General features: G+C 58.1%; 23 protein-coding genes, 4 tRNA genes and 3 rRNA genes. 16 read left to right on the top strand and 14 right to left on the bottom strand.

What is annotated here, in order from left to right; translation table 11 throughout:
* Positions 1–67: 67 nt before the first annotated feature.
* On the bottom strand, positions 68–511 hold the full coding sequence (locus Q1A91_RS04485) for a hypothetical protein (RefSeq protein WP_299873392.1): 444 nt from the start codon (positions 509–511) through the stop codon (positions 68–70).
* 19 nt (positions 512–530) lie between these two features.
* Entirely contained in the window at positions 531–899 is a 369-nt protein-coding gene (locus tag Q1A91_RS04480) for an antibiotic biosynthesis monooxygenase (protein WP_299873389.1), read from the bottom strand.
* 97 nt (positions 900–996) lie between these two features.
* Between Q1A91_RS04480 and Q1A91_RS04475 the strand changes: the two genes are divergently transcribed.
* On the top strand, positions 997–1461 hold the full coding sequence (locus Q1A91_RS04475) for a MarR family transcriptional regulator (protein WP_299873387.1): 465 nt from the start codon (positions 997–999) through the stop codon (positions 1459–1461).
* A 163-nt stretch (positions 1462–1624) separates the two neighbouring features.
* Here Q1A91_RS04475 and yghU read toward each other — a convergent pair whose 3' ends face one another.
* Positions 1625–2488 (bottom strand): glutathione-dependent disulfide-bond oxidoreductase, encoded by an 864-nt coding sequence (gene yghU / locus Q1A91_RS04470; RefSeq protein ID WP_299873384.1) that lies wholly within the window; start codon positions 2486–2488, stop codon positions 1625–1627.
* Positions 2489–2656: 168 nt separating this feature from the next.
* Here yghU and Q1A91_RS04465 point away from each other — a divergent pair, with 168 nt between their 5' ends.
* A complete protein-coding gene (locus Q1A91_RS04465) occupies positions 2657–3391 on the top strand; it encodes a hypothetical protein (RefSeq protein WP_299873381.1) in 735 nt (244 codons plus the stop codon).
* Positions 3392–3461: 70 nt separating this feature from the next.
* Here the strand turns inward: Q1A91_RS04465 and ykgO are convergent, their stop codons facing one another.
* Entirely contained in the window at positions 3462–3587 is a 126-nt protein-coding gene (gene ykgO, locus Q1A91_RS04460) for a type B 50S ribosomal protein L36 (protein WP_005850168.1), read from the bottom strand.
* A 98-nt stretch (positions 3588–3685) separates the two neighbouring features.
* Positions 3686–3760 (bottom strand) — tRNA-Val (locus Q1A91_RS04455).
* Positions 3761–3906: 146 nt separating this feature from the next.
* Here Q1A91_RS04455 and Q1A91_RS04450 point away from each other — a divergent pair.
* The gene (locus Q1A91_RS04450) at positions 3907–4767 is read left to right on the top strand and encodes an N-formylglutamate amidohydrolase (RefSeq protein ID WP_299873378.1); all 861 of its coding nucleotides are present in this window, start codon (positions 3907–3909) and stop codon (positions 4765–4767) included.
* A 1-nt stretch (position 4768) separates the two neighbouring features.
* On the opposite strand, the gene Q1A91_RS04445 is transcribed toward Q1A91_RS04450, so the two are convergent.
* Entirely contained in the window at positions 4769–5260 is a 492-nt protein-coding gene (locus tag Q1A91_RS04445; protein ID WP_299873376.1) for a DUF1772 domain-containing protein, read from the bottom strand.
* Between the two features lie 93 nt (positions 5261–5353).
* Between Q1A91_RS04445 and Q1A91_RS04440 the strand changes: the two genes are divergently transcribed.
* Positions 5354–5953: a TetR/AcrR family transcriptional regulator gene (locus Q1A91_RS04440; protein ID WP_299873373.1), complete on the top strand. Its 600-nt coding sequence runs from the start codon at positions 5354–5356 to the stop codon at positions 5951–5953.
* Here Q1A91_RS04440 and Q1A91_RS04435 read toward each other — a convergent pair.
* Positions 5950–7203 (bottom strand): DNA polymerase IV, encoded by a 1254-nt coding sequence (locus Q1A91_RS04435; protein WP_299873370.1) that lies wholly within the window; start codon positions 7201–7203, stop codon positions 5950–5952. The genes Q1A91_RS04440 and Q1A91_RS04435 overlap by 4 nt on opposite strands.
* Positions 7204–7263: 60 nt before the next feature.
* Between Q1A91_RS04435 and Q1A91_RS04430 the strand changes: the two genes are divergently transcribed.
* On the top strand, positions 7264–7680 hold the full coding sequence (locus tag Q1A91_RS04430) for an NUDIX hydrolase (protein WP_299873367.1): 417 nt from the start codon (positions 7264–7266) through the stop codon (positions 7678–7680).
* 217 nt (positions 7681–7897) lie between these two features.
* Here Q1A91_RS04430 and pyrF read toward each other — a convergent pair whose 3' ends face one another.
* Both pyrF and Q1A91_RS04420 read right to left on the bottom strand, forming a co-directional pair.
* The gene (pyrF, locus tag Q1A91_RS04425; RefSeq protein WP_299873364.1) at positions 7898–8593 is read right to left on the bottom strand and encodes an orotidine-5'-phosphate decarboxylase; all 696 of its coding nucleotides are present in this window, start codon (positions 8591–8593) and stop codon (positions 7898–7900) included.
* A 455-nt stretch (positions 8594–9048) separates the two neighbouring features.
* Positions 9049–9363 carry an orotidine 5-phosphate decarboxylase gene (locus Q1A91_RS04420; protein ID WP_299873361.1) on the bottom strand — a complete coding sequence of 105 codons (315 nt, stop codon included), beginning with the start codon at positions 9361–9363 and terminating at the stop codon, positions 9049–9051.
* Positions 9364–9743: 380 nt separating this feature from the next.
* Here Q1A91_RS04420 and clpB point away from each other — a divergent pair, with 380 nt between their 5' ends.
* Positions 9744–12356, top strand: a complete 2613-nt coding sequence (clpB, locus tag Q1A91_RS04415; RefSeq protein ID WP_299873358.1) for an ATP-dependent chaperone ClpB — start codon at positions 9744–9746, stop codon at positions 12354–12356.
* A gap of 55 nt (positions 12357–12411) precedes the next feature.
* Here the strand turns inward: clpB and Q1A91_RS04410 are convergent, their stop codons facing one another.
* Entirely contained in the window at positions 12412–12813 is a 402-nt protein-coding gene (locus Q1A91_RS04410; RefSeq protein WP_299873355.1) for an ACT domain-containing protein, read from the bottom strand.
* A gap of 58 nt (positions 12814–12871) precedes the next feature.
* Positions 12872–13258 carry a RidA family protein gene (locus Q1A91_RS04405; RefSeq protein WP_299873352.1) on the bottom strand — a complete coding sequence of 129 codons (387 nt, stop codon included), beginning with the start codon at positions 13256–13258 and terminating at the stop codon, positions 12872–12874.
* A 54-nt stretch (positions 13259–13312) separates the two neighbouring features.
* Between Q1A91_RS04405 and Q1A91_RS04400 the strand changes: the two genes are divergently transcribed.
* Positions 13313–13834 (top strand): GNAT family N-acetyltransferase, encoded by a 522-nt coding sequence (locus Q1A91_RS04400; RefSeq protein WP_299873350.1) that lies wholly within the window; start codon positions 13313–13315, stop codon positions 13832–13834.
* A 35-nt stretch (positions 13835–13869) separates the two neighbouring features.
* Here Q1A91_RS04400 and Q1A91_RS04395 read toward each other — a convergent pair whose 3' ends face one another.
* Complete coding sequence (locus Q1A91_RS04395) at positions 13870–14352, bottom strand: fasciclin domain-containing protein (protein WP_299873347.1); 483 nt, start codon at positions 14350–14352, stop codon at positions 13870–13872.
* Positions 14353–14688: 336 nt separating this feature from the next.
* Here Q1A91_RS04395 and msrP point away from each other — a divergent pair, with 336 nt between their 5' ends.
* Together msrP and msrQ are read left to right on the top strand one after the other, a co-directional pair.
* Entirely contained in the window at positions 14689–15594 is a 906-nt protein-coding gene (gene msrP / locus Q1A91_RS04390; protein WP_299873342.1) for a protein-methionine-sulfoxide reductase catalytic subunit MsrP, read from the top strand.
* 78 nt (positions 15595–15672) lie between these two features.
* On the top strand, positions 15673–16284 hold the full coding sequence (gene msrQ / locus Q1A91_RS04385) for a protein-methionine-sulfoxide reductase heme-binding subunit MsrQ (protein ID WP_299873338.1): 612 nt from the start codon (positions 15673–15675) through the stop codon (positions 16282–16284).
* Here the strand turns inward: msrQ and Q1A91_RS04380 are convergent.
* Positions 16272–17246 (bottom strand): alpha/beta fold hydrolase, encoded by a 975-nt coding sequence (locus Q1A91_RS04380; protein WP_299873335.1) that lies wholly within the window; start codon positions 17244–17246, stop codon positions 16272–16274. The genes msrQ and Q1A91_RS04380 overlap by 13 nt on opposite strands.
* Before the next feature lie 826 nt (positions 17247–18072).
* On the opposite strand from Q1A91_RS04380, the gene Q1A91_RS04375 reads away from it, so the two are divergent.
* From Q1A91_RS04375 to Q1A91_RS04345, 7 genes are all read left to right on the top strand, one after another.
* Positions 18073–19532, top strand: a 16S ribosomal RNA gene (locus tag Q1A91_RS04375).
* Positions 19533–19697: 165 nt separating this feature from the next.
* Positions 19698–19774 (top strand) — tRNA-Ile (locus Q1A91_RS04370).
* Positions 19775–19806: 32 nt separating this feature from the next.
* Positions 19807–19882: transfer RNA gene (locus Q1A91_RS04365), tRNA-Ala, on the top strand.
* Between the two features lie 521 nt (positions 19883–20403).
* A 23S ribosomal RNA gene (locus Q1A91_RS04360) occupies positions 20404–23237 on the top strand.
* Between the two features lie 120 nt (positions 23238–23357).
* A 5S ribosomal RNA gene (gene rrf, locus Q1A91_RS04355) occupies positions 23358–23472 on the top strand.
* The 16S, 23S and 5S rRNA genes sit together here with 2 tRNA genes alongside, the layout of an rRNA operon.
* A 95-nt stretch (positions 23473–23567) precedes the next feature.
* Positions 23568–24110, top strand: a complete 543-nt coding sequence (locus Q1A91_RS04350; RefSeq protein ID WP_299873332.1) for a hypothetical protein — start codon at positions 23568–23570, stop codon at positions 24108–24110.
* A 125-nt stretch (positions 24111–24235) separates the two neighbouring features.
* Positions 24236–24312, top strand: a tRNA-Met gene (locus Q1A91_RS04345).
* Here Q1A91_RS04345 and Q1A91_RS23690 read toward each other — a convergent pair.
* On the bottom strand, positions 24269–25051 hold the full coding sequence (locus tag Q1A91_RS23690) for a zinc ribbon domain-containing protein (protein ID WP_367278644.1): 783 nt from the start codon (positions 25049–25051) through the stop codon (positions 24269–24271). The two genes, Q1A91_RS04345 and Q1A91_RS23690, sit on opposite strands and share 44 nt — an antisense overlap.
* Between the last annotated feature and the right edge of the window lies 1 nt (position 25052).

Raw genomic sequence — 25052 nt, 5'->3', positions numbered from 1 at the left:
TTTGCTGCTGCTGCGCCAGAATTGGGCCGTGCCGACAACTTGAAGATACAGTTGCCAGACGACAACCTCACCTGGAACGTCCGATCCTTCCCGTCATTTTCAAACCATCGCGTATGTTCAGTCCCATCATGGTGAGATTTGCCGCACCGGCAATCAGTTCAATAGTTTGAATGATGTAGAATGTGCTGTCGAATTCTGCTGCGGCTGCCTTGCCCGCCAAAAACCAAGCGGCTGGCAAAAGGATCAGGAGACCGTTCATCGCGATGATGGACATGCGTTTTTTCTTGGTTCTCGCAGGGGGATCCTTGCGTCTGCGGCCCATGGCCATACCCGATCCGCCAACGATGGCCATTGCCGGGATAAGGACAAACATGCCGGTGAGGATCCAGCCTTTGACCGCTGCAATCGTTTCATGGCTGCCGAACAGCTCGCTGATCGCCGTGGAGGCCCAGAAGGTCAGAATCATCAGGAAGCCGATGCCACCTGCAATTGCGTGAATGCGCTTTTTCATTTCTTTCTCGCGGGTTTGGTCATGCCGTGCAGCAGTTCGCGACGGCAATCTTCTCGAAGAGATGGGGTGCGGTGACGGCACTGGATGGATAGTGGCTGAGCGCGTTCTGAAACTCCGGATTTGCGAAGGCCGCACGGAAGTCAGCGACCGAGTCCCAGATTGCGTAGTTGAGGTACATGCAGCTCTCGCCAACAGCCTTGTGTAGCTGCGTGCTGATGTAACCGGGCTGTCTTTTCATCCAGAGCGCGTCGACTTTCCACGCCGCAACCAATGCTTCCTGATCTTCGGCATCGACTGTGAACAGGTTGACCAGAACCACCGGGCCCGCGTCGACGCCAAGTTGCTGATTAATCGGGCAGGCGGGATCGAGGGGTTTGAATGTGACCATAAGTATTGCTCCACATCGGGGTGAAATTGGTGACATGTTGTCATTTTTGATCTCTAGTTGATTTGACAATATGTTGTCAACATAATAAGCAATCGACATGGTAGAAGAACAATGGACCGAAGCCGGGGAAGCTTTAACGACGCTGATTTTGGATGTGTTCCGGCTGAATGGCCGGTTGCAGCTCACGGGTGATCGGCTTGTCGCCGAGCTGGGACTGACAAGCGCGCGCTGGCAGATACTTGGCGCGATCGCTCAGGCGGAAAAGCCGGAACCTGTTGCGTGGCATGCGCGAAACATGGGGGTTCACCGACAAGGCGTGCAACGCATCATAAATGAGCTGGCACACGAAGGAATTGTTGAGTTTCTGCCGAACCCCCAACACAAACGCGCACATCTGGTCACACTGACACCCAGGGGAAAAGACCTGTATGAAGCGGCGATGGCGTTACAAATCCCTTGGGTGAACGAGCTGTCAAAGGACATCTTGCCCGACGAAATCGCGATTGCGCAGCAGGTGATCAACGTGCTGAAAGCGCGCCTGCTGGACGCCCCTAAATCCTGAGCTGATGTTCGTTCGAACCGCCGTATTCTGGAGGTATGGGCACCAAGCCGATCTTCGTTCGGTCAGAGAAGAAGACCGGCTTGGTGCAGTGTTTCATGCGCGCAGGTTTGGTGTGCTGCATGTGGTTGGGACGTGTGGTGCGCAGTGAATGCGCACCCTACGGTTACTCCTTCGCGATCTTATCCTGCGTCTTTGTCTCGAAATCCGACGCATCGTGGCGTTCGTGCAGTTGCATGGACAGGTCATCGCCGAAGGCGCGGTTGACCATGCGGCCACGGGTGACGGCGGGACGGGCGTCGATGGTTTCGGCCCAGCGCAGCACGTTCTTGTAGCTGGCCACGTCGAGGAATTCGGCCGCCGAGTAGAGGCGCCCCAGCACCAATTGCCCATACCATGCCCAGATCGCCATGTCGGCGATGGAGTATTCGCCCGCGAACCATTCATTGTCGGCCAGGTGGCGGTCCATGACGTCAAGCTGGCGCTTGGCTTCCATTGCGAAGCGGTTGATGGGGTATTCCCATTTCTCGGGCGCATAGGCGTAGAAGTGGCCAAAGCCGCCACCCAGATAGGGCGCGCTGCCCATTTGCCAGAAGAGCCAGCTGTACATCTCTGTACGGTCGGCGGGGGCTTTGGGGATGAAGGCGTCAAACTTCTCGGCCAGGTGCATCATGATGGAGGCGGATTCGAAGACGCGCTGGGGGGTATCGCCGGAGCGGTCCGTCAGCGCGGGGATCTTGGAGTTCGGGTTGATCTCCACAAAGCCGGAGCCGAACTGCGCGCCTTCGGAGATGTCGATGATCCAGGCGTCGTATTCCGCACCTGTGTGGCCTGCGGCCAGCAGCTCTTCGAGCAGGACGGTGACTTTCACGCCGTTTGGCGTGGCGAGGGAATAGAGCTGTAGCGGGTGTTTGCCCACGGGCAATTCATGGTCGTGGGTCGCACCTGCGATGGGGCGGTTGATGGAAGCGAACCTGCCGCCGGAGGCGCTGTCCCATGTCCAGACTTTCGGGGGGGTATATTCGGTCATGTCATGCCTCTTTTGCTTTTTCATGTTGGTCTCACCTAATCCTTTTGGAGGGGGCAGGACCAGTGCGATCAAGAAGTTGTGTGTGCAGCATCGCACAAGGGAGCCTGCGCGGATTGCGCAGACATCCTGTGGCGTTAGAATATGAATACACGGAAAAGGGCGTTTTCAATGCGGGTGCTGATTGATCTTGTGCGGCTATGCCTGTGCCTGTCGGCGCTGTTTCTGGGTGCTGTGCAGGTGCAGGCCGAGGATGTGCCGCCTGCCAAACACGGGCTGATGTGGCACCGCAGCGGGTTGCCTGCGGTCTTTCCGTTGCAGGTCAAGACATTGGGGCCGCAGGATTACTACGTTACGCTGACCGATTTCGAGACCGATGAGACCGTTCTGGCGGCGTATATTGAGGGCGGGCGGTTCTTTCGGGTGCTGGTGCCGCCGGGAACCTTCGAGGTGCGCTTTGCCTATGGGAACATCTGGCAGGGGGAAGAGGCGTTGTTTGGGCGGGAGGGCAAAACCAGCTTCTTTGACATGCCGGACCCGCTGACGTTTGGGGTGCGGAACTATAATACCAAGGGCGGGCATCTGGTGGATCTGCGGGGTATTTCACCGGGGCAGGAGGCTAGGGCGGTGCCGGAGGCCTTGTTCCTGTGCCAGGGCGTGCGGCTTGTCCAATTGCCTGACACTGTGCGGCGCGGTCCTGTTGTGGAAAGGTCGTTGCGCACGGGTGTTCCGCGTTTCCGGGATCGGCCGCCTGATGATCCGCGCATTGCCGAGACGCTGGCGTGGTTGGCGCATGTGACGCTGTCTGAAAAGGTCGTGGTGGACCACGGCGCACCGTCCGGTGTCACGGCCGGGTTGCGATTTGAAGTGCGGAAGCGCCCCTGCGCGCCTGCTTTTCTGCCCTAACGCGAAAAAGGCCGCCCCGGTGTGGGAGCAGCCTTTTGCATACCGAAACGCGCGGCGTTCCGTGCCTTGTTCAGCCCTGGCGGGCTTTGAACCGGCGCTGGGTCTTGTTGATCACGTAAACGCGGCCTTTGCGACGCACGACGCGGCAATCACGGTGCCGGTTCTTGAGCGAGCGGAGCGAATTGCGAACTTTCATGTCCTCATCCTTCCATCTATGGCCCTGACTTTCCTAATAAAAGAAAGGCCTGTGCCGGGTTACGGGCGACCCTGAAGGTTCAGGGCCAGTGAATTGCGTGGTGGGCGATACTGGGATCGAACCAGTGACCCCTTCGATGTCAACGAAGTGCTCTACCGCTGAGCTAATCACCCACGTACCTGCACAAAATCCCTGCCCCAAACAAAATGGGGCGCGAAATGCCGCGCCGGTCCGGGTGCTATAAAAGGAGTCGCGCACAGGATCAAGGGCTTTTGGCAAAAGCGAAATATGCGTTATGTAGGTGCGTGAAAGGCAGGACATGTCAAACCGAGCGTATGAAATCCTCGCTCCTTCGGGGGCTTTATCCTGTGTGGTCTTCGCGTCCCCGCATTCGGGGCGGGATTATGGGGCGTCGTTCATCGGCACGTCGGTGTTGAACCGCCATGCCATTCGGTCGTCTGAGGATGCGTTTGTTGATCAACTCTTTGAATCTGCGCCTGAATATGGTGCGCCGCTGCTCAAGGCGCTGGCGCCGCGCGCCTATGTCGATCTCAATCGCGCCCGTGGAGAGCTGGACCCGGCATTGATCGAAGGGGCGGCGCGGCAGACGCATAATCCGCGTGTGGCGTCCGGGCTTGGGGTGATTCCGCGGGTCGTGGCGAATGGCCGTGCGATCTACCGTGGGAAAATCACCATGGAAGAGGCGCAGCAGCGGATCGAGGCCTATTGGGTGCCCTATCACGCAACGTTACAGGCGTTGCTGGACCGGGCGTTCGACCGGCATGGGCAGGCGGTGCTGATTGATTGTCATTCGATGCCGCATGAGGCGATTGACGGGGTGGTGCGGTCTGGCATGACGCGCCCGGATGTGGTGCTGGGTGACCGGTTCGGGGCCGCCGCCAGCGGGGATGTGGTGGACCGGGTTGAGGCGGCATTTGTTGGGCAAGGGTTCGCCGTGACGCGCAATACGCCTTTTGCCGGGGCCTATGTCACGCAGACCTATGGGCGGCCGTCGCAGGGTCAGCATGCGGTTCAGGTCGAGATTGACCGCGCGCTTTATATGGATGAGCGGACGGTCAAACCCAATGCGCAGTTTGAGACGGTGCGCGCCGCGTTGAAAGCCGTGGTGGCGGAACTAGCCGAGATTGGCCAGGGCCGGGTGCCATTGGCGGCGGAGTAGCCTACTTCACCTGCATGATCCCGATGCCGACCATCAGCAGGCCAAGGCCGGAGGTGGCCGTGCGGAGCTGATTCCAGAATTGCCAATCGGGGGAGTACGCCAGCCAGATCGCGCGCGCGGCATCGATGTCAGTTGGGACCGCGACTTGGGCGAGGGCTTCGTTCATGGGGACGTTGATCCCCATCGTCAGAAGTACCGCAAGCAGGGCGATGACGGCTGTTGCCAGTGCGAACCACAGGGCGGCGGGGCTCTGATCCGCGCGGTAGAGCACGAAGGCCGTGATGCCGGTGACGACGGGTGTGCCAAAGAAGACCGGGGCGAAGACGGCGTTGCGGACAGAGGCGTTCATGGCCTGCATCGCTTCGATCGCGACCCGAGGGTCGGCGGCATCCAATCCCCACATCGTTGAGCAAACCCAGGCATAGAAGAACCCAAAGAGGGCGCCTGCCTCAAGCAGAGAGAGCAGGGGGAGGACGGTTGTGGTGGGTTTCATGGCGATTCCTTTGCGTAAGTGTACATCTGTGTACGTCTTTACATATCCGTACAATGGTGTACGATTACTTGTCAAGCGATTGGGGTGCAGGTGATGAAAGCGGACAAACGCGCGGCCCGGATGCGGGAGATCGAGGCGGTGGCTTACGGTTTGATTGCAGAGCAGGGGTTCGAAGGGACGTCGATGCTGGCGGTGGCCAAGGCGGCGAAGGCTTCGAATGAAACGCTTTACCGGTGGTACGGGGACAAGAAGGGGCTGTTCCTGAGCATGGTGGAGGCCAACACGATCGACGTGCGTGCGCGGATGGAGGCGGTTTTGGCAGAGGGAACAGACCCGGTTGAAGGTTTGCGCCAGAGCGCGCCTGTTCTGCTGGAGATGTTGCTGGGGGAAAAGGCGATTGCGCTGAACCGCGCGGCGGCGTCAGACCCGACAGGGCAATTGGGTCAGGCGCTGGCCGCAGGCGGGCGGGAGCAGGTGTTTCCGCTGTTGCAGCAGCTGTTCGGCGCGGCGATCCGGCAGGGGCAGTTGCAGCCGCCCAAGGCCGGAGAGATCGGGACATTGTTCATGCATCTGCTGGTGGGGGACATGCAGGTGCGGCGGGTGATTGGTACGATGCCGGAACCGTCGGCTGAGACGGTTGCGCGGCAAGCGGCCTGTGCGATGGATCAGCTTGAGGCGTTGTGCACGTCCTAACGCAGGGCGCGGCCCTTCACGATGGCTTTGCTGCCATACCGGTCGCGGATGGCGTCGGTTGCGCGTTCCGCCTTGCTGCGTTTTTCGGCACCCGGATCGAGCAGGTCGCCTTCGCTGTCTGCCCCTTCCGGCGTGCTGATGTGGGAGATGCCGCAGCCGATCAGGCGGAAGGGGCCGGGATCGTCAATCTGGTCAAACAGGCCCCGCGCGGTGCGGTAGATGCGGTCGGCCAGTTGGGTGGGGTCGTGCAGGGACACCCGGCGGGTCAGGGTTTTGAAATCGCTCCGCTTGAGCTTGAGCGTCACCACGCGGCCCGCCATCCCCTTGGCCTTGGCGCGGTCGGCGACCTGTTCGGAAAGCCGCCAGATGTGGCCGTCCAGAATGTCCGGATCGGCGGTATCTTCACCAAAGGTGGTTTCCTTGGAGATGGATTTGACCGGTTCATGGGCGGACACCCGGCGGCGGTCCTGGCCGCGCGCGAGGTGCCACAACCGGTCGCCCATGCCGCCAAAGCGGGCGATGAGGTCCTGTTGTTCCCAGCGCAGGAGGTCACTGAAAGTGCGGATGCCGGCTTTGTCCAATGCCGCTTGCGTGACTGCGCCGACGCCCCAGATCAGCTTGATGGGTTTGTCGCGCAGGAAATCGGCGGTTTCCGCTTCGCCGATGATGGAGAACCCATGCGGTTTATCGAGGTCAGAGGCCACCTTGGCGAGAAATTTGTTGTGGCTGAGGCCGATGGAGCCCGTGAGCCCCAGTTCATCTTTCATCCGCCGGACAAGTTTGGCCAGCATGACCGCAGGCGGTGCGCCATGGAGGCGGGCGGTGCCGGTCATGTCGAGGAAAGCCTCATCAAGGGACAAAGGTTCAATTGCGGGGGTGAGGTCCTCCATCATCTTGCGAATGGCGCGGGAGGCTTCGACATACGCCTCCATCCGTGGTTTGATGATCACGGCTTCGGGGCAGAGTTTGAGCGCCTGAAACATCGGCATGGCAGAGCGCACGCCGCGAATGCGCGCGACGTAGCAGGCGGTGGAGACCACGCCGCGGCGGCCGCCGCCGATGATGACGGGTTTGCCTTCAAGTTCCGGGTTGTCGCGTTTTTCAACAGAGGCGTAGAAGGCGTCGCAATCCATATGCGCGATGGACAGGCTGTGCAGTTCGGGGTGTGACAGCACGCGAGGAGAGCCGCAAGCAGGGCAGCGGCGTTGCTGAGGAATATCTGACAGGCAATCACGGCACAGGGCGGCCATCGGTAGAGACCTGATTAGGAAAAGGCAGCTATAGATTAGCGGAGCGTTGAGGGAATGAACATGGGCGGCAACGTGGCATTTGACGGCAGCAAGATTGCGCTTTTTCTGGGGGACGCCTTGGCAGTGATTCTCAGGGATGAGATCGCGGGCCTTCCCTTTGCCGGCTACTGGGACCTACCCGGTGGTGGAAGGGAGGGGAGTGAGACACCCTTTGCGTGTGGTCAGCGGGAGTGTTTCGAGGAGCTGGGATTGCATGTTCCGCAGAGTGCTGTTGCGTGGTCACAATCCTATGCGGAGGGGCCGTTGACCAAGTGGTTTTTCGTGGCACACCTGCCTGCAAGTGCCGCAGATCGCGTGGTTTTCGGGGATGAGGGACAACGGTGGTCCCTGATGCAGCCATCCGCGTTTCTGAGCCACGCCAAGGCCGTTCCGGCCTTTCAGGACAGGCTTCGCGACTATCTGGAGCGCAGCGGCTGAGCGCTGGAATACAAGGGAAAAGGGTCTGCATACAGAAAGCCCCCCGCTGCGTGTAGCGGGGGGAGTTGACGAACATCAGGAAGAACCAGTTCGTCGGGGAGTATCACCTTACGTAAAGTTAGCATGGCGCCCCAAATCCACCTAGTAAGGGATTCCTGACCATGGGGTCAAAATCGGTTTTGTTGTCTATTTGGCACAGTGTTCTGTCGTCTGAGCGCTACGCCCTTGAAAGTTCTAGTAAAACACTTTGCGCCGCCTCTGCGGGATCGGGGGCCTGCCAAATCGGGCGGCCGACGACGATATGGTCTGCGCCGTCCTTGATGGCCTGCGCGGGTGTCGCGACCCGTTTTTGGTCGCCAAGGGCGGCGCCTGCGGGGCGCACACCGGGGGTCACGATCAGGCGGCCTGCGGCTTCGGGCAAGGCGCGGATCGCCGCGGCCTCTTGAGGGGACGCGATGACGCCATCGGCGCCTGCCTCAAAAGCGCGGCCTGCACGGGTGATGACAAGGTCCTGCACATCGCCGGGTTGGATCAGCGCGGCGTCCAGATCCGCCCGGTCGAGGGAGGTCAGGATGGTAACGGCGAGGATTTTCATGTCACTGCCTGCGGCCCCTTCCTTGGCGGCCCGGACCACATGCGGATCGCCATGCACGGTCAGGAAATCCAGGTCAAATTGCGCCAACCCGCGTACCGCGGCTTCAACCGTGGCACCGATGTCAAAGAGCTTCATGTCCAGAAAGATGCGTTTGCCGTGCTCTTGCTTGAGCTCATTGGCCAGGGCCAGTCCGCCGCCTGTCAACATGCCCAGCCCGATTTTGTAGAATCCGACGTCTGCGCCGATCCGCTCCGCCAGGTTAAGGCCTGCAACGGCGTTGGGGACATCAAGTGCAACGATCAACCGGTCATCTGTCATGGGGGGCTCCTGCAAAAATGGCAAACGGCCTGTCTTTACGCGGGTGGCCGGGGCAAGTCCACAGACGAAAAAGCCCGGCACTGCGAGGGGGGGTGCAGGCCGGGCTGGGCAGAGCCACTGATATCAGGCCCTGTCGGGGGGCATATGAAACCGGTGGGGGTCTTGTGCATGCACAGGTCCGGTTCCGGGGGATGCCCCTTTCCATGACCTTGATATGGGGGCGGTCGTGAGCCCTGTCACCTGCGCGGGGTTCACAAGTTGTGCACGCTTGCGTGAACGCAGGTTGGCAGCGCTGGCGTGATGCAAAAAAAGGCCGGATATCGCTGGGGTGCGATATCCGGCAGTGTACAGAGACAGTGCAGGCAGGCATCGCGTCTCTGTCACCTGCGGAAAGCTGCACGGGGACAGAAGTCGCGCAGCGGGGGGATCCGCAAGCATGGGGTCGTCTGATTGGGTCAGGCCGCGCTGCGGTCTTCTTTGCTGATCAGGCTTTCAAGCCAATGGACCGGGTCGAAACCCATACGTCCGGCACGGGGCCGCGCGCGCGATGCGGTGAAGTGAGAGCTGAGGCCCAGCCGGGTTGCGTGGCGCCGTTCTGCCTGTTGGGTCAGGCCCTTGGCGGCATCCTCAAACGACATGGTGATCGGAGCGCTGATGGCACAGGCATATTTGCGTGCTTTGCCGGCGTCATGCAGTGTTACCAAGGCTTCAAAGCACTGGGTGCTGGCGTTGTAGATCACATCCGTGATTTGTGTCTGATAGGTCTGCATCGGTTTCTACCTCTGGTCTTGCGCATTGGCTTCATATTGTTTGGACTAGAAACGCCTGATGTTACGAAAGGGTTTCAATTTTTTCGCAGGGTTTGTGGATAAGGCTGCTTTCTGCCTGATGTTGGTAGGGTTAACTCTGTATAAGTTTTCTGCATTTTCTCAGAGGTGGGGTTTCTTCTGCGCGTTTGCAAAGGGATGTCGCAATTCTGGTGTGAAAGTGAGCGTCAGTCACAAGATGTTGTAAACGGCTTGAAATTCATCTGGTGCAGGCCCTTGAACAGCATGGGGTGGTTTCCCAAATTGACGGTGAGGCTCAACAGATCCTGTGCCGCCGGGCGGGCGGGGTCAGACCAGAGCGCTTAACAGAAAAGGAGAGACCCATGGACTTGAGCAAGTTCACGGAACGCGCGCGTGGCTTTGTGCAGGCAGCCCAGACCATCGCGACACGGGAAGACCATCAGCGGATGGTTCCCGAACATATCTTGAAAGCATTGCTGGACGATGATCAGGGCCTTGCGGCAAATCTGATCAACGCTTCTGGCGGGGATACGGCCAAAGTGGTCGATGCGCTTGATCTGGCGATGGGCAAGCAGCCCAAGGTCAGCGGCGACGCGCAGGTGTATCTGGACAGCACAACCGTCAAGGTGCTGGGTGAGGCGGAAGCCATTGCGAAGAAAGCAGGCGACAGTTTTGTCCCTGTGGAGCGCGTGTTGATGGCGTTGTGCATGGTCAAGTCGGGTGCGAAGACCGCGCTTGAAGCGGGAAATGTGACAGCGCAGGGGCTGAATTCAGCCATCAATGATGTGCGCAAGGGCCGGACCGCTGACACCGCGAGTGCGGAGGACGGATACGAGGCGCTGAAGAAATACAGCACGGACCTGACGGCGCGCGCTGAAGAGGGCCGGATTGACCCGATCATTGGCCGGGATGAGGAAATCCGCCGGACGATGCAGGTGCTGAGCCGCCGGACAAAGAACAACCCGGTGCTGATTGGTGAACCGGGCGTGGGTAAGACGGCGATTGCCGAAGGTCTTGCCTTGCGGATCATTGATGGTGACGTACCGGAGAGTTTGCGCAACAAACGCCTGTTGTCACTGGACATGGGCGCGTTGATTGCGGGCGCGAAGTATCGTGGGGAGTTTGAGGAACGGCTGAAAGCGGTCCTGACCGAAGTGACCGAGGCCGCAGGCGAGATCATTCTGTTCATTGATGAGATGCACACGCTGGTGGGTGCGGGCAAGGCGGATGGGGCGATGGATGCGTCCAACCTGCTGAAACCGGCGCTTGCACGGGGTGAGTTGCACTGCGTTGGGGCCACCACGCTGGATGAATACCGCAAGTATGTGGAGAAAGACGCGGCGCTTGCGCGGCGGTTCCAGCCTGTGTTGGTGCAGGAGCCAACGGTGGAAGATACCGTCAGCATCCTGCGCGGCATCAAGGAGAAGTATGAGTTGCACCATGGTGTGCGTGTCTCTGATTCCGCGTTGGTGGCGGCGGCGACGCTGTCGCACCGTTACATCACGGATCGATTCCTGCCGGACAAGGCGATTGACCTTGTGGATGAAGCCGCCAGCCGGTTGCGGATGGAAGTGGACAGCAAGCCTGAGGAGTTGGATGCGCTGGACCGGCAGATCCTGCAATTGCAGATCGAGGAACAGGCGCTGACGCTGGAAGATGATGCAGCCTCCAAGGATCGGCTGGAGACGTTGCAGAAGGATCTGGCAGACCTTCAGGAACGCTCCGCCGAGATGACGGCGACCTGGCAGGCCGAACGCGACAAGCTGGCGGGGGCGCGGGACATCAAGGAAAAGCTGGACCGGGCGCGTGCCGATCTGGAGATCGCCAAGCGGGAAGGCAATCTGGCCAAGGCCGGGGAGCTGTCTTACGGCGTGATCCCGGAACTGGAGAAATCGCTGGAAGCTGCGGAAAGCCATGAAGACGGGATGATGGTCGAAGAGGCCGTGCGCCCTGATCAGATTGCCTCCGTGGTGGAGCGGTGGACGGGCATTCCGGCTGGCAAGATGCTGGAAGGGGAGCGCGACAAGCTGCTGCGCATGGAAGATCAGTTGCATGCGCGGGTGATCGGGCAGGAAGCTGCTGTGACCGCCGTGGCCAATGCCGTGCGCCGCGCGCGTGCGGGTCTGAATGATGAGAACCGGCCACTGGGGTCGTTCCTGTTTCTGGGGCCAACCGGCGTTGGCAAGACCGAGTTGACCAAAGCGGTGGCGGAGTTCCTGTTTGATGATGACAACGCCATGGTGCGGATCGACATGTCTGAGTTCATGGAGAAGCATTCCGTCGCGCGTCTGATCGGCGCCCCTCCCGGCTATGTTGGCTATGACGAGGGGGGTGTGCTGACCGAAGCGGTGCGCAGGCGTCCCTATCAGGTGGTGCTGTTTGACGAGGTCGAGAAGGCGCACCCGGATGTGTTCAACGTGCTGTTGCAGGTGCTGGACGATGGTGTGCTGACCGATGGCCAGGGCCGCACGGTCGATTTCAAACAGACGCTGATCATCCTGACCAGCAACCTGGGTGCGCAGGCGCTGAGCCAACTGCCCGATGGTGGCGATATGGCAGGCGCGCGGCGGGATGTGATGGACGCGGTACGGGCGCATTTCCGGCCCGAGTTCCTGAACCGTCTGGATGAGACGATCATCTTTGACCGTCTGGCGCGGGACGACATGGCCGGGATCGTGGATATCCAGCTTGCGCGGCTTTTGAAGCGGCTGGCGGGACGGAAGATCACGCTTGATCTGTCAGATGCGGCGAAGGTCTGGCTGGCCGACGAAGGGTACGACCCGGTGTTCGGCGCGCGGCCTTTGAAGCGGGTGATACAGCGGGCCTTGCAGGATCCGCTGGCAGAGATGTTGTTGGCCGGGGATGTCAAGGACGGCAGCAGTGTCACGGTGGATGCGGGGGCGGATGGGTTGATCATCGGCGACCGCATCGCCGGGACCAACCGGCCCAAGCCGGATGATGCAACCGTTCATTAAAGAGTGACATCAGACGTATCGGGCGGCTTTGGCCGCCCGATTGCATTGTAGACTGCTAGCGCGGCGCGGCGGCGAGCGCGTCCAATATCCCCAGCGCATCCTGCGCGCGCCCATCGGGCACAAACAGGTGGTCATGAAAGAACCCGGAAACAGGGTTCACGCCCATCCCGTGGCGGGCCAGTTCCGTGGCAATGCGCGCGATGAACCCCACGGCCTCAAGGGATGAATGGATGTTCAGCGTGATCATGCGGCAGGGGAATTCATACGCCAGCCCCGCTTGTTCCGCCTCTGACCTGAGGAGGATCAGCGTTGTGCCTTCGGCTTCTTCAAAGACCATCCGAGGTGTCAGGCCTTGCGGGATCTGGCCTGCGGGTATTGTGGCAAAGACATAGACGCCGTCGACCAGAACAGCGGTCAGGGATTTCATCAAGGTGTCGAGGTTCGTTTCACCGCTCATGTCTTTCTCCTGCGAGGGGGGATCGGGATGGTCCGGATTGCCGGAGCTTTTTGGTCCGTCAGGCCTGAACAGCTGCGACCACGCGCACCTCAGCCAAGGCGCCGGGGCGGCGCAGGGCTGCGACCTCAACGGCGGTCCATGCCGGGAACGGGTCAGAGACATAGACGCAGCGCACCTCGTTGAAGAGGTCGAAGTGGTCCTGGATGCCGACATGATAGCTGGTCATTTCGACAATGGCGTGGGTGTCTGTGTCTGCTGCCTGTAGAACCGCGCGGATCTTGTCGAAGGCGCTGCGGAACTGCCTGGCCGGATCATCGGGCATGGTGCCATCCGCGAGGCTGCCGGTCATGCCGGTGACAAAGATGTGGCCGTTCGACAGGACACCGGGTGAGAGTTTGAGCGCGGTTGCGCTGGCTTCGGACCCTTGCGGGAAAATCGCACGCATGATGATGTCTCCTTTGTTGGGGCGATTGTGCCGTGCGGTGACAGGAAAGGCCATGTGGTGATCAAGACAGAACGACTGGTATTGCGGGGCGCGCGGACCGAAGATGCGGGGCCGCTGTTCGAGGTCTTTGGACAGGCAGAGGTAATGCAGTACTGGAGCAGCGCGCCGCATGTCATGGTTCAGGAGACTGAGGCGCTTGTCGCCGGGATCCGGCAGATCGCGGATCAGGACCGTTACTTTGTCATAGACCATGAGGGCCGTGCCGTCGGAACCGCCGGGTTCTGGGAAGGCAACGAGATCGGATTCATCCTGCATGCGGCGTATTGGCGTCAGGGATATGGGGCTGAAATTCTCGGCGCGCTGATCCGGCACGGGTTTGACGTTCTGGGGTTCGACAGCATCATCGCAGACGTGGACCCTCGGAACGTGGCTTCCATCGGGCTGCTGACAAAGCTGGGGTTTGTTGAGACCGGGCGGGCCGAGCGGACGATCCAGATCGGGGACGACTGGTTTGACAGTATCTACTTTGCCCTGACGCGGGGCGCGGCTTCGGGTGCAGAAAACCCGCCGGAATAACCCGGCGGGCGGTAGGCTTCAAAAAGCAGGCGGTCTTAGCTGTTTGGCATGATCACCGCGTCAATGACGTGGATGACGCCGTTGGATGTCTCGATGTCCGCCGTTGTGACGTTGGCCGCGTCCACTTTGACGCCGTCATCAAGGTCGATCATCACGGTGTCGCCCTGCACGGTTGCGGCTTCCATGTCGTCTGTGAGGTCAGTGGACATCACTTTGCCGGGGACGACGTGATAGGTCAGGATGGCTGCCAGCTGATCCTTGTTCTCTGGCTTCAAGAGTTCTTCAACCGTGCCTTCTGGCAAGGCAGCAAAGGCTTCGTCGGTGGGTGCGAAGACGGTGAAGGGACCTTCGCCTTTCAGTGTATCGACCAGACCTGCGGCTTCAGCGGCGGCCAGCAGGGTACCAAAGCTGCCTGCTTCGGATGCGGTGTCCACGATATCTTTGGTTGCGCCTGCGAAAGCGGTGGTCCCGAACAGGGCGGCGGCGGTTGTCAGAGCGATTGAAGTCTTGCGAAACATGGGTTTCTCCTGATTGAGTTAAGACAATGTCGTCAGTGACATTGAATAGAGTACGCCTCAGATCGCATTTGGTTCAGCCGGGGTTTTCCGCCCATGCGCGGATGCTTCGCGTTGACCTGAAAAACCCGCGGCCTAAGCCGGCGCTCTGTTCCGTTTCCAGTCACGGCTGCGTGAGGATCTGTGTGTTTTCGTGAATGAAAATAGGCGTTTGGCGTGTTTCACCGACCTTGCGATATCTGACATTTCGGTGTGACGGCTGAAATGAAGGCGGAAAGCGTTTGGACCTTGGCGGTTGCCGTCTTAGCTGTGTGTCAGCAAAGAGTATGGAGAGACCTGATGGCCAGACGCTGGAAAAACACGCTGAGCGAAAATGACGTCACCCCGGAGAATGTCTTTCTCAACCGGCGTCAGTTGATGGCGGGTGGTGCGGCCGCGCTGGGTCTGGGCAGCATCGGTGGTGCGTTGGAAGCCGCCGAAGGGTTGGAGCCGTCCAGCTATGAGGACATCACCCAATACAACAACTATTACGAATTCGGGACCGGCAAGAGCGATCCGGCGCAGAACGCGCATCTGCTCACCACCGCGCCCTGGAGCGTGAAGATCGACGGATTGGTCGACAAACCCGGTGACTATGCTTTTGAGGACATCATGAAGGCGATGACCATTGAGGAGCGCATCTACCGCTTCCGCTGTGTCGAGGCTTGGTCGATGGTGATCCCGTGGAACGGGTTTGAGCTGGCCGATCTGCTGGCGATGGCGGGTGTGCAGTCGGACGCCAAGTACGTGGCGTTTGAGACGGCACTGCGCCCGGATGAGATGCCCGGTGTGCGGTATCCTGTGCTGGACTGGCCTTACGTCGAAGGGCTGCGGCTGGATGAGGCGATGCACCCGCTGACGATGATGGCGACGGGGATCTACGGCAAGGACATCCCGAACCAGAACGGCGCGCCGCTGCGGCTGGTGGTGCCCTGGAAATACGGGTTCAAGTCGATCAAGTCCGTGGTGCGGATCACCCTGACGGACAAGGAGCCGCCCACCAGCTGGAACCAGGCCAATGCGCGTGAATACGGGTTCTATAGTAATGTGAACCCGGAGGTGGATCACCCGCGCTGGTCGCAGGCGTCTGAGCGCGTCGTGGGCGGCGGGCTGTTTTCCAAGCGTGTTCCGACGCTGATGCTGAATGGATATGCGGATGAGGTTGGCGATCTCTACGCGGGTATGGATCTGTCCAAGTTCTTTTGATGTACGATACTGGGTCCAAAAGCGGCGGAAACTTTGAAAGTTTCCGTCCGTTTTCTTTCAAAGAAAACGAGGCATGACGTGAGCGTTGTCGATCGGATCAATGGTGTTGCACGCAAGGTGCCGACGTGGCCGCTCTATATACTGGGACTGCTGCCGGTGCCGTGGTTGCTGTATCTGGCGCAAACGGGCGCTTTGGGCCGCGAGCCGATCAAGGAGCTGGAGCATGAGCTTGGCCTGATTGCGCTGCAATTGCTCATTGCGGGTCTGACCATCACGTCACTGCGGCGGTATCTGGGGCTGAACCTGATCAAGTTCCGCCGGATGATTGGTGTGCTGGCCTTTACCTATGTGGCGCTGCACCTGCTGGTCTGGGTTGTGCTGGATATGAGCCTGCTGTGGGGGCAGATGTGGGCGGACATCTGGAAACGTCCCTACATCACCGTTGGCATGGCGGGTTTCCTGATGCTGCTTCCGCTGGCCGCCACGTCCAACAACCTGTCCCTGCGCAAGATGGGGGCGGTGGCGTGGCGCAAGCTGCACAAGCTCACGTATATCGCGGTGCTGGCGGGTGGGGTGCATTTCCTGTGGCTGGTGAAAGGCTTCCAGATGGAGCCGATCCTTTACATGGGTGCGATCCTGTTCCTTCTGGCCCTGCGCCTGCCTGCGCGCAAAGTGGCTCAGCGCGCCTGACGCATCTCTTTCAGTACAGCGCGCAGGCTGGTCATAAAGACGTCAGGCGCTTCGATGTGCGGGATGTGTCCGACGTTCTCTATATATATGACAGGTTGCTGCCCGATGGCTTTGGCCAGAGCTTCGCCCTGCGCCGGTGGTGTGACGGTATCCTGATCCCCCCAGATGATCCGGACGGGCAGCGGCAGGTCAGCGTAGTTTGCCGCTGTTCGACTGAGGGCGTCTGCACGCGGGGCCAAAAGGGCAGGGAGCCAGTCAGCATAGGCCGCTGTTGTGCCAGCGCGTCTCTGCGGCGCTTGCAGGGTGCGGATGATCTGATCAGTTGCGGCGTCCTTGTTATAGAGAAGCCCGCGCAACAGCATTTCGGTGGCCATCGGATTGGTGGCCGTCAGGGAGAGCGCGGTTTCCCGCAAGATCCGGGGGCGCAGGGGCAGCGGTAGTTTGGCTTGGGTCGGCGTTTCCGCCATGGCCAAGGCCCCGGCGATGATGATGAGACCGGCGAAGGCATCCGGTTCGCGCAGCACCGCTTCGGTTGCGGCGGCGGCACCGAAGGAATGGGCGATCATAATGGGGCGGTTCGGAAAGGTGCGGGTCAGGGCCAAAATGCGGTCTGCCTGTCGGGTCCGGGTATAGTCCCCATCTGCTGCACGGTCTGAGTAGCCGAAAGGGGGAAGGTCAAATGCAGTGGCCCGAAAACCGTCCTCTGCCAGTGCAGCGACCTGTGGCGCCCAGAAGCCGGACCACGCCGCTGTGCCGTGGGCGAGGAGGAGGGGCGTGCCATCAGCCGGACCGCGGGTGAGTGTATAGAGTGTACCCAATGGCGTGCTGATCATCGTGCCTTCGGATGGCGGAATCAGCTTGGTTCCTGTTTCGCGCCAGACAGCGCTCAGGCGGAAGGCGATCAGCGTGATAATGACCGCGATCAGCAGGACAATCAGCAGGCGTATGAGGAATCGGCGCATCGGTTTGAGGCATCCTGATGAGAAAAGCAGCAGTCTGTGGAAAGTGAATCACCTCTGTGGGGCAGGATAAAGGCGGAATCGGTGGTCTTGTGCGGGTGAATCGCCGACTCCGAGGGGAATCGGGCAGGTGACTCGCTGCGAGTCGGAGGTGAACCGCATGAATCGGGCCAAAAATGTTCGCGCAAACAGAGTGAGTCTTGCCGCCGTTTGGGGGTAAGCTTGTGGATAACGCTATATATAGAGAACGGCGGACCACACAGAGCGTGCGTTCACCAGCCAAATACACCCAAATCCGGTTGATCTGCAAAAATGTTCTCGATTAAGCCATTGAAAATAAGCGTATTTCCATCTGCGTTACAAAAAATGCATATTTCTTGAAAAAAGGGGTTGCGGGTACCCCGTACTAACCGTAGAACCCCCCTCACCGGCGGCGCAGAGATGCACCAACGGGGCGCCAGACGGGCCACACGGAAGCGGAAACGCAGACAGACGGTCAGAAGGCGGAACGATAAAATACCAGAGGTATTAGGGCGGGGCGCGCCAAAGTTCAGGGCGCATCCAGTCTCTTTTGTCTCTACGCTCTTTGAAATTGATAGTATCTGAAGAGATATGTGGGCGGTTTGGTTCATTCGATGGATCAACGTCTGTATATCGCGCTCTTAGGCTTCGGCCGATGATGGAGTGTCAGCTTCACTGTTTGGACGGCTTCTGGTTACTTTGATAACTGAAAGCACAACAAACAGAAAAGATGTTCAGCATGTTTCAGTAAGGCATGTTGAACGATGTGCAGAGGTTCGACGTCAAGGATAAGCTGGTAACAGCTTTTCAACTTGAGAGTTTGATCCTGGCTCAGAACGAACGCTGGCGGCAGGCCTAACACATGCAAGTCGAGCGCACCTTCGGGTGAGCGGCGGACGGGTTAGTAACGCGTGGGAATATGCCCTTCTCTACGGAATAGCCATTGGAAACGATGAGTAATACCGTATACGCCCTTCGGGGGAAAGATTTATCGGAGAAGGATTAGCCCGCGTTAGATTAGATAGTTGGTGGGGTAATGGCCTACCAAGTCTACGATCTATAGCTGGTTTTAGAGGATGATCAGCAACACTGGGACTGAGACACGGCCCAGACTCCTACGGGAGGCAGCAGTGGGGAATCTTAGACAATGGGCGAAAGCCTGATCTAGCCATGCCGCGTGAGTGATGAAGGCCCTAGGGTCGTAAAGCTCTTTCGCCAGGGATGATAATGACAGTACCTGGTAAAGAAACCCCGGCTAACTCCGTGCCAGCAGCCGCGGTAATACGGAGGGGGTTAGCGTTGTTCGGAATTACTGGGCGTAAAGCGTACGTAGGCGGATCAGAAAGTAGGGGGTGAAATCCCGAGGCTCAACCTCGGAACTGCCTCCTAAACTCCTGGTCTTGAGTTCGAGAGAGGTGAGTGGAATTCCAAGTGTAGAGGTGAAATTCGTAGATATTTGGAGGAACACCAGTGGCGAAGGCGGCTCACTGGCTCGATACTGACGCTGAGGTACGAAAGTGTGGGGAGCAAACAGGATTAGATACCCTGGTAGTCCACACCGTAAACGATGAATGCCAGTCGTCGGGCAGTATACTGTTCGGTGACACACCTAACGGATTAAGCATTCCGCCTGGGGAGTACGGTCGCAAGATTAAAACTCAAAGGAATTGACGGGGGCCCGCACAAGCGGTGGAGCATGTGGTTTAATTCGAAGCAACGCGCAGAACCTTACCAACCCTTGACATCCTGTGCTATATCCAGAGATGGATAGTTCCCTTCGGGGACGCAGTGACAGGTGCTGCATGGCTGTCGTCAGCTCGTGTCGTGAGATGTTCGGTTAAGTCCGGCAACGAGCGCAACCCACATCTTTAGTTGCCAGCAGTTCGGCTGGGCACTCTAAAGAAACTGCCCGTGATAAGCGGGAGGAAGGTGTGGATGACGTCAAGTCCTCATGGCCCTTACGGGTTGGGCTACACACGTGCTACAATGGTAGTGACAATGGGTTAATCCCCAAAAGCTATCTCAGTTCGGATTGGGGTCTGCAACTCGACCCCATGAAGTCGGAATCGCTAGTAATCGCGTAACAGCATGACGCGGTGAATACGTTCCCGGGCCTTGTACACACCGCCCGTCACACCATGGGAGTTGGTTCTACCCGACGACGCTGCGCTAACCTTCGGGGGGCAGGCGGCCACGGTAGGATCAGCGACTGGGGTGAAGTCGTAACAAGGTAGCCGTAGGGGAACCTGCGGCTGGATCACCTCCTTTCTAAGGATGTTCATACTTAGGGTGGGATTTATCCCACCACACATTGAACACTTAGCAGGTCAGTAAACAAAACTGACCATATTTAGGGACATCTTCGGATGTCACCTACGGACCGAGCCGTCCTCATATCTCTTCAGGAATAGAACACGGGGTTACCACCCGTATGGGTCGGTAGCTCAGGTGGTTAGAGCGCACGCCTGATAAGCGTGAGGTCGGAGGTTCAAGTCCTCCTCGACCCACCATGATTTCTTCTGGATGCCAGGGGAAACGTGATGGGGCCTTAGCTCAGCTGGGAGAGCGCCTGATTTGCATTCAGGAGGTCAGCGGTTCGATCCCGCTAGGCTCCACCATACTTCGTGTTCAGGTCGTCCCGGATACGCCGGGTGTTGCCACATAATAGAATAGACACTGATTAGATCAGTAAGAGCGCCCTGGCGTTTTTACTCGTCCAATCGGACGTCTTGGTCAGACTTCTTTCAGAAGTCGACCGAATTGACATCGTTTAGAGAGATACAGTTATTTTGAGAGCAATCTCAAAGTAACAATCAACACTGTTTGATCCCGCCGCGTTAGGCGACGATCTCAGTTTGGTGCTGAGGGCCTTCGGGTCTGATGCAAGCGTTTTGGCGGCTGTTTCCTCGGCCAAGATTACGTATGCCTGCTGAAAAAGAACAGCGTTGTCCAAGTCAAGTACACTAACCAGAGACATGACGCTGCTTGCCCGCACGGCTGGCAGCTAATCGCATGTCTCGTTGTCCACTCTTAGAGAGTGGGCGGGAAAAAGTATGCTTTTGAACCAGGATAAGGGTCTACAGTTTCTTACCAGCTTCTGTGGATCGCGCAGGACGCAAGTCTTGCTTTTTCTGGATCAAATCAAGCGCGAAAAGGGCGTTTGGTGAATGCCTTGGCAGTAAGAGGCGATGAAAGACGTGATACTCTGCGATAAGCTATGGGGAGCCGAGAATAGGCTTTGATCCATAGATTTCTGAATGGGGCAACCCACCTGATACTGTGTTATTGTTACCCGCTTCGGCGGTGCTCAATAATGCGGTAAAACAGGTATTTCTAGACTGAATACATAGGTTTAGAAAAGCAAACCCGGGGAACTGAAACATCTAAGTACCCGGAGGAAAGGAAATCAATTGATACTCCCCTAGTAGCGGCGAGCGAACGGGGACCAGCCGAGCCTCAATTGTGGTTAGAATGCGTTGGAATGCGCAACCAGAGTGGGTGATAGTCCCGTATAAGAAGCATGAGAGGACGTATTAAGTAGGGCGGAACACGTGAAATTCTGTCTGAAGATCGGAGGACCACCTTCGAAGGCTAAGTACTCCTTACTGACCGATAGTGAACCAGTACCGTGAGGGAAAGGTGAAAAGCACCCCGACGAGGGGAGTGAAACAGTACCTGAAACCGAACGCCTACAATCAGTTGGAGGGGCCTTGCGCCCTGACAGCGTACCTTTTGTATAATGGGTCATCGACTTGGTCTCACAAGCAAGCTTAAGCCGTTAGGTGTAGGCGCAGCGAAAGCGAGTCTTAATAGGGCGTTGAGTTTGTGGGATCAGACCCGAAACCGAGTGATCTAGGCATGACCAGGTTGAAGGTAAGGTAACACTTACTGGAGGACCGAACCCACACCTGTTGAAAAAGGTCGGGATGAGTTGTGCCTAGGGGTGAAAGGCCAATCAAACTCGGAGATAGCTGGTTCTCTGCGAAATCTATTTAGGTAGAGCGTCATCCGAATACCCTCGGGGGTAGAGCACTGGATGGGTAATGGGGCCCCACAGGCTTACTGATCCTAACCAAACTCCGAATACCGAGGAGTACTAGATGGCAGACACACGGCGAATGCTAACGTCCGTCGTGAAGAGGGAAACAACCCTGACCTCCAGCTAAGGCCCCTAATTCATGGCTAAGTGGGAAAGCAGGTGAGACGACCAAAACAACCAGGAGGTTGGCTTAGAAGCAGCCATCCTTTAAAGATAGCGTAACAGCTCACTGGTCTAAATAAGTTGTCTTGCGGCGAAGATGTAACGGGGCTCAAGCCATGAGCCGAAGCTGAGGATGCATTTATTGCATGGTAGCAGAGCGTAGTGTGACATAATTCCATGTCTCCTTCACACCTTAGGGTGTATTGGAGACGCGGAGTTTTCTGTGAAGCTGGCGCGTGAGCGATCCGGTGGAGAGATCACTAGTGAGAATGATGACATGAGTAGCGACAAAGAGTGTGAGAGACACTCTCGCCGAAAGTCCAAGGGTTCCTGCTTAAAGCTAATCTGAGCAGGGTAAGCCGACCCCTAAGGCGAGGCCGAAAGGCGTAGTCGATGGGAACCAGGTTAATATTCCTGGGCCAGATGGAAGTGACGAATCTCGAGGGTAGTTCATCCTTATTGGATTGAATGGGCTGCTTAGAGGTTCCTGGAAATAGCTCCATCGCTAGATCGTACCCTAAACCGACACAGGTGGACTGGTAGAGAATACCAAGGCGCTTGAGAGAACTATGTTGAAGGAACTCGGCAAAATACCTCCGTAAGTTCGCGAGAAGGAGGCCCGGTTCCTAGGCAACTAGGGGCTGGGGGCACAAACCAGGGGGTGGCGACTGTTTATTAAAAACACAGGGCTCTGCGAAGTCGCAAGACGACGTATAGGGTCTGACGCCTGCCCGGTGCCTGAAGGTTAAAAGGAGAGGTGAGAGCCTTGAATTGAAGCCCAGGTAAACGGCGGCCGTAACTATAACGGTCCTAAGGTAGCGAAATTCCTTGTCGGGTAAGTTCCGACCTGCACGAATGGCGTAACGACTTCCCCGCTGTCTCCAACATAGACTCAGCGAAATTGAATTACCTGTCAAGATGCAGGTTTCCCGCGGTTAGACGGAAAGACCCCGTGCACCTTTACTACAGCTTCACACTGGCATTAGGCCGAACATGTGCAGGATAGGTGGTGGGCTTTGAAACCGGAACGCCAGTTTCGGTGGAGCCTCCCTTGAGATACCACCCTTGTTCTGCTTGATGTCTAACCGCGGTCCGTTATCCGGATCCGGGACCCTGTGTGGCGGGTAGTTTGACTGGGGCGGTCGCCTCCTAAATCGTAACGGAGGCGCGCGAAGGTTGGCTCAGAGCGGTCGGAAATCGCTCGTTGAGTGCAATGGCAGAAGCCAGCCTGACTGCGAGACTGACAAGTCGAGCAGAGTCGAAAGACGGCCATAGTGATCCGGTGGTCCCAAGTGGGAGGGCCATCGCTCAACGGATAAAAGGTACGCCGGGGATAACAGGCTGATACTGCCCAAGAGTCCATATCGACGGCAGTGTTTGGCACCTCGATGTCGGCTCATCTCATCCTGGGGCTGGAGCAGGTCCCAAGGGTACGGCTGTTCGCCGTTTAAAGAGGTACGTGAGCTGGGTTTAGAACGTCGTGAGACAGTTCGGTCCCTATCTTCCGTGGGTGTAGGATACTTGAGAGGAGTTGCCCCTAGTACGAGAGGACCGGGGTGAACGATCCACTGGTGGACCTGTTGTTGCGCCAGCAGCAGTGCAGGGTAGCTATGATCGGACAGGATAACCGCTGAAGGCATCTAAGCGGGAAGCCCCCCTCAAAACAAGGTATCCCTGAGAGCCGAGGTAGACCACCTCGTCGATAGGCCAGAGATGTAAGCGTGGTAACACGTTCAGTTGACTGGTACTAATTGCTCGATAGGCTTGATTTGATCCAGTAGAAGCGAGACTTCTATACAGTAAGGTGGGTTTGAACCCACCCTACGGACACAATCAAAAGCATACACAGCACGTTACTGTGCGTGACTTGGACATCCAGAGGATTTGTTTGGTTTGGTGATCATAGCGAGAGCAAAACACCTGGTCCCATCCCGAACCCAGCCGTTAAGTGCCTTAGCGCCGATGGTACTGCGTCTTAAGACGTGGGAGAGTAGGTCATCGCCAAACCTAACAAGTCCTCTGGAACCCGTATCTCTCTTTCGATCTCATCCGCACAATCAATAATTATTGCCTCATTGGTCCCGCTCGCCCTATGGTTGGGTATGAGACTTCTACTTGCCCTTTCGTTGTGCCTCTTGGCTGGCTTGGCCCATGCCCAACCACGCATCACTGTTGCGCTTGACGGTAGTTTCCAGCGAACGACTTGGGGCAACAGTATCAAGTTGGGCCGCGACAGCTATTATTCACTTGTCACCTTCCACAGAGTCGTCCGGCGCGAAGGCCGCGCCTATGTTTGCGTTGCCGTCGCCAATGAGACCTTTGCCGGTCAGAGCTACGGAAGGAGTATAGGGGAGGAGTTTGCCAGCCGCTCGCGTGTTGTCACCGCCCAAGGTGCTGTTGTGCGCAGGGGGCTCAGGGGCTGGACGGACCTCGCCGGAACGCCCAATGCTGGTCGTCAGGTTAATGTGTCCCGCAAGAAGGGGGAGGGCACAAAATCAGTCACGGTCTTCCCCGCAGCGCTGCGCTATTATGCGGGGACCCCGGTCTCCTGCCGACCGTCCCGCCGGACGCCCACGCCTGATTTCTTTACCGGCGATACCCGGCTGGTGATCCCTGAAGAGATTTCATACCGCGTCGTCCAGTGACCGCGCGGGTTGCCGCATTTGGGCCCCCGAGGACGGTGCGGGATCGTAACAAATTTCTTACAACCGCGCCCCAGATCCCCTTGCAGTCCTGCGCGACTCGGCATACACCACACGAACCGATTTGGCGCGGGATGGAGCAGCCCGGTAGCTCGTCAGGCTCATAACCTGAAGGTCGTAGGTTCAAATCCTACTCCCGCAACCAACTTAACCTGCGAAGCGCCCTCTGGGGCGCTTTCGTCGTTTTGGACAAGGCCTAGTGCGCCCTTGTGCGCTTCGAGTGCAGCGTTAGTTAGTTGCGATTTGGACTTCGTTTCGTCTGACAGAGCCAGTATTCCAGCCAGACTGCCGTAAAGATCAGACACCAGACGGTTTTCGCTTTCGTCAGGTGTCAGGACGATCTTCTCGATGAGGGATCGAACAGCATCAATCGCTTCGGCGCGATGCTCTTGCGAATTCAATGTTTCTATCAGTTGCCCCACTTGGACACGATATCTGTGCGACATGTTTGGATGTAGGAGCGGAGGCGATTCCTCAACGTCCTCCAACAAGGCTTCAAGTTCCACCCTGCGATTTTCCAAAGCGTGCATTCTGTCCTTGATGGGCGCGACAGGCGCGCCGTCACAGATGGCGTCAACCATTTGCGACAGCTTATTCTTTGTCCGTTCGTGTTCTGCCCTGAACTGATTCAACGCGGCGTCATGTTCGCTGCGGAGCTTGTTCATGTGTTTTGTATACTCTTCACAAAATACAGCGCAGAGCTCTGGGTCCATCAAGTGCTCTTCAAGGGCGCTGAGAACGTCAGCTTCGAGTTTCTCACGGTGGATGCCCATCCGGTTGGAGCAGATGCCTTTGTTACGGGCGCTAGAGCAGCCCATGTGCGTTTGCGAGATCATCGAGTAACCGCCACCGCACTCGCCGCACTTAACGAGGCCAGAAAACAAG

Source organism: uncultured Sulfitobacter sp., assembly GCF_947500075.1.
Lineage (GTDB): Bacteria > Pseudomonadota > Alphaproteobacteria > Rhodobacterales > Rhodobacteraceae > Sulfitobacter.
Note: the sequence above shows the minus strand (reverse complement) of the source record. Positions and strands in the feature narration are given on the sequence as shown.

What these genes read in the sequence shown, in the direction of transcription:
- Q1A91_RS04485 (WP_299873392.1), bottom strand. Translation starts at nt 511, where the DNA reads ATGAAAAAGCGCATTCACGCAATTGCAGGTGGCATCGGCTTCCTGATG.
- Q1A91_RS04480 (WP_299873389.1), bottom strand. Translation starts at nt 899, where the DNA reads ATGGTCACATTCAAACCCCTCGATCCCGCCTGCCCGATTAATCAGCAA.
- Q1A91_RS04475 (WP_299873387.1), top strand. Translation starts at nt 997, where the DNA reads ATGGTAGAAGAACAATGGACCGAAGCCGGGGAAGCTTTAACGACGCTG.
- yghU (WP_299873384.1), bottom strand. Translation starts at nt 2,488, where the DNA reads ATGACCGAATATACCCCCCCGAAAGTCTGGACATGGGACAGCGCCTCC.
- Q1A91_RS04465 (WP_299873381.1), top strand. Translation starts at nt 2,657, where the DNA reads ATGCGGGTGCTGATTGATCTTGTGCGGCTATGCCTGTGCCTGTCGGCG.
- ykgO (WP_005850168.1), bottom strand. Translation starts at nt 3,587, where the DNA reads ATGAAAGTTCGCAATTCGCTCCGCTCGCTCAAGAACCGGCACCGTGAT.
- Q1A91_RS04450 (WP_299873378.1), top strand. Translation starts at nt 3,907, where the DNA reads ATGTCAAACCGAGCGTATGAAATCCTCGCTCCTTCGGGGGCTTTATCC.
- Q1A91_RS04445 (WP_299873376.1), bottom strand. Translation starts at nt 5,260, where the DNA reads ATGAAACCCACCACAACCGTCCTCCCCCTGCTCTCTCTGCTTGAGGCA.
- Q1A91_RS04440 (WP_299873373.1), top strand. Translation starts at nt 5,354, where the DNA reads ATGAAAGCGGACAAACGCGCGGCCCGGATGCGGGAGATCGAGGCGGTG.
- Q1A91_RS04435 (WP_299873370.1), bottom strand. Translation starts at nt 7,203, where the DNA reads ATGGCCGCCCTGTGCCGTGATTGCCTGTCAGATATTCCTCAGCAACGC.
- Q1A91_RS04430 (WP_299873367.1), top strand. Translation starts at nt 7,264, where the DNA reads ATGGGCGGCAACGTGGCATTTGACGGCAGCAAGATTGCGCTTTTTCTG.
- pyrF (WP_299873364.1), bottom strand. Translation starts at nt 8,593, where the DNA reads ATGACAGATGACCGGTTGATCGTTGCACTTGATGTCCCCAACGCCGTT.
- Q1A91_RS04420 (WP_299873361.1), bottom strand. Translation starts at nt 9,363, where the DNA reads ATGCAGACCTATCAGACACAAATCACGGATGTGATCTACAACGCCAGC.
- clpB (WP_299873358.1), top strand. Translation starts at nt 9,744, where the DNA reads ATGGACTTGAGCAAGTTCACGGAACGCGCGCGTGGCTTTGTGCAGGCA.
- Q1A91_RS04410 (WP_299873355.1), bottom strand. Translation starts at nt 12,813, where the DNA reads ATGAGCGGTGAAACGAACCTCGACACCTTGATGAAATCCCTGACCGCT.
- Q1A91_RS04405 (WP_299873352.1), bottom strand. Translation starts at nt 13,258, where the DNA reads ATGCGTGCGATTTTCCCGCAAGGGTCCGAAGCCAGCGCAACCGCGCTC.
- Q1A91_RS04395 (WP_299873347.1), bottom strand. Translation starts at nt 14,352, where the DNA reads ATGTTTCGCAAGACTTCAATCGCTCTGACAACCGCCGCCGCCCTGTTC.
- msrP (WP_299873342.1), top strand. Translation starts at nt 14,689, where the DNA reads ATGGCCAGACGCTGGAAAAACACGCTGAGCGAAAATGACGTCACCCCG.
- Q1A91_RS04380 (WP_299873335.1), bottom strand. Translation starts at nt 17,246, where the DNA reads ATGCGCCGATTCCTCATACGCCTGCTGATTGTCCTGCTGATCGCGGTC.
- Q1A91_RS04350 (WP_299873332.1), top strand. Translation starts at nt 23,568, where the DNA reads ATGAGACTTCTACTTGCCCTTTCGTTGTGCCTCTTGGCTGGCTTGGCC.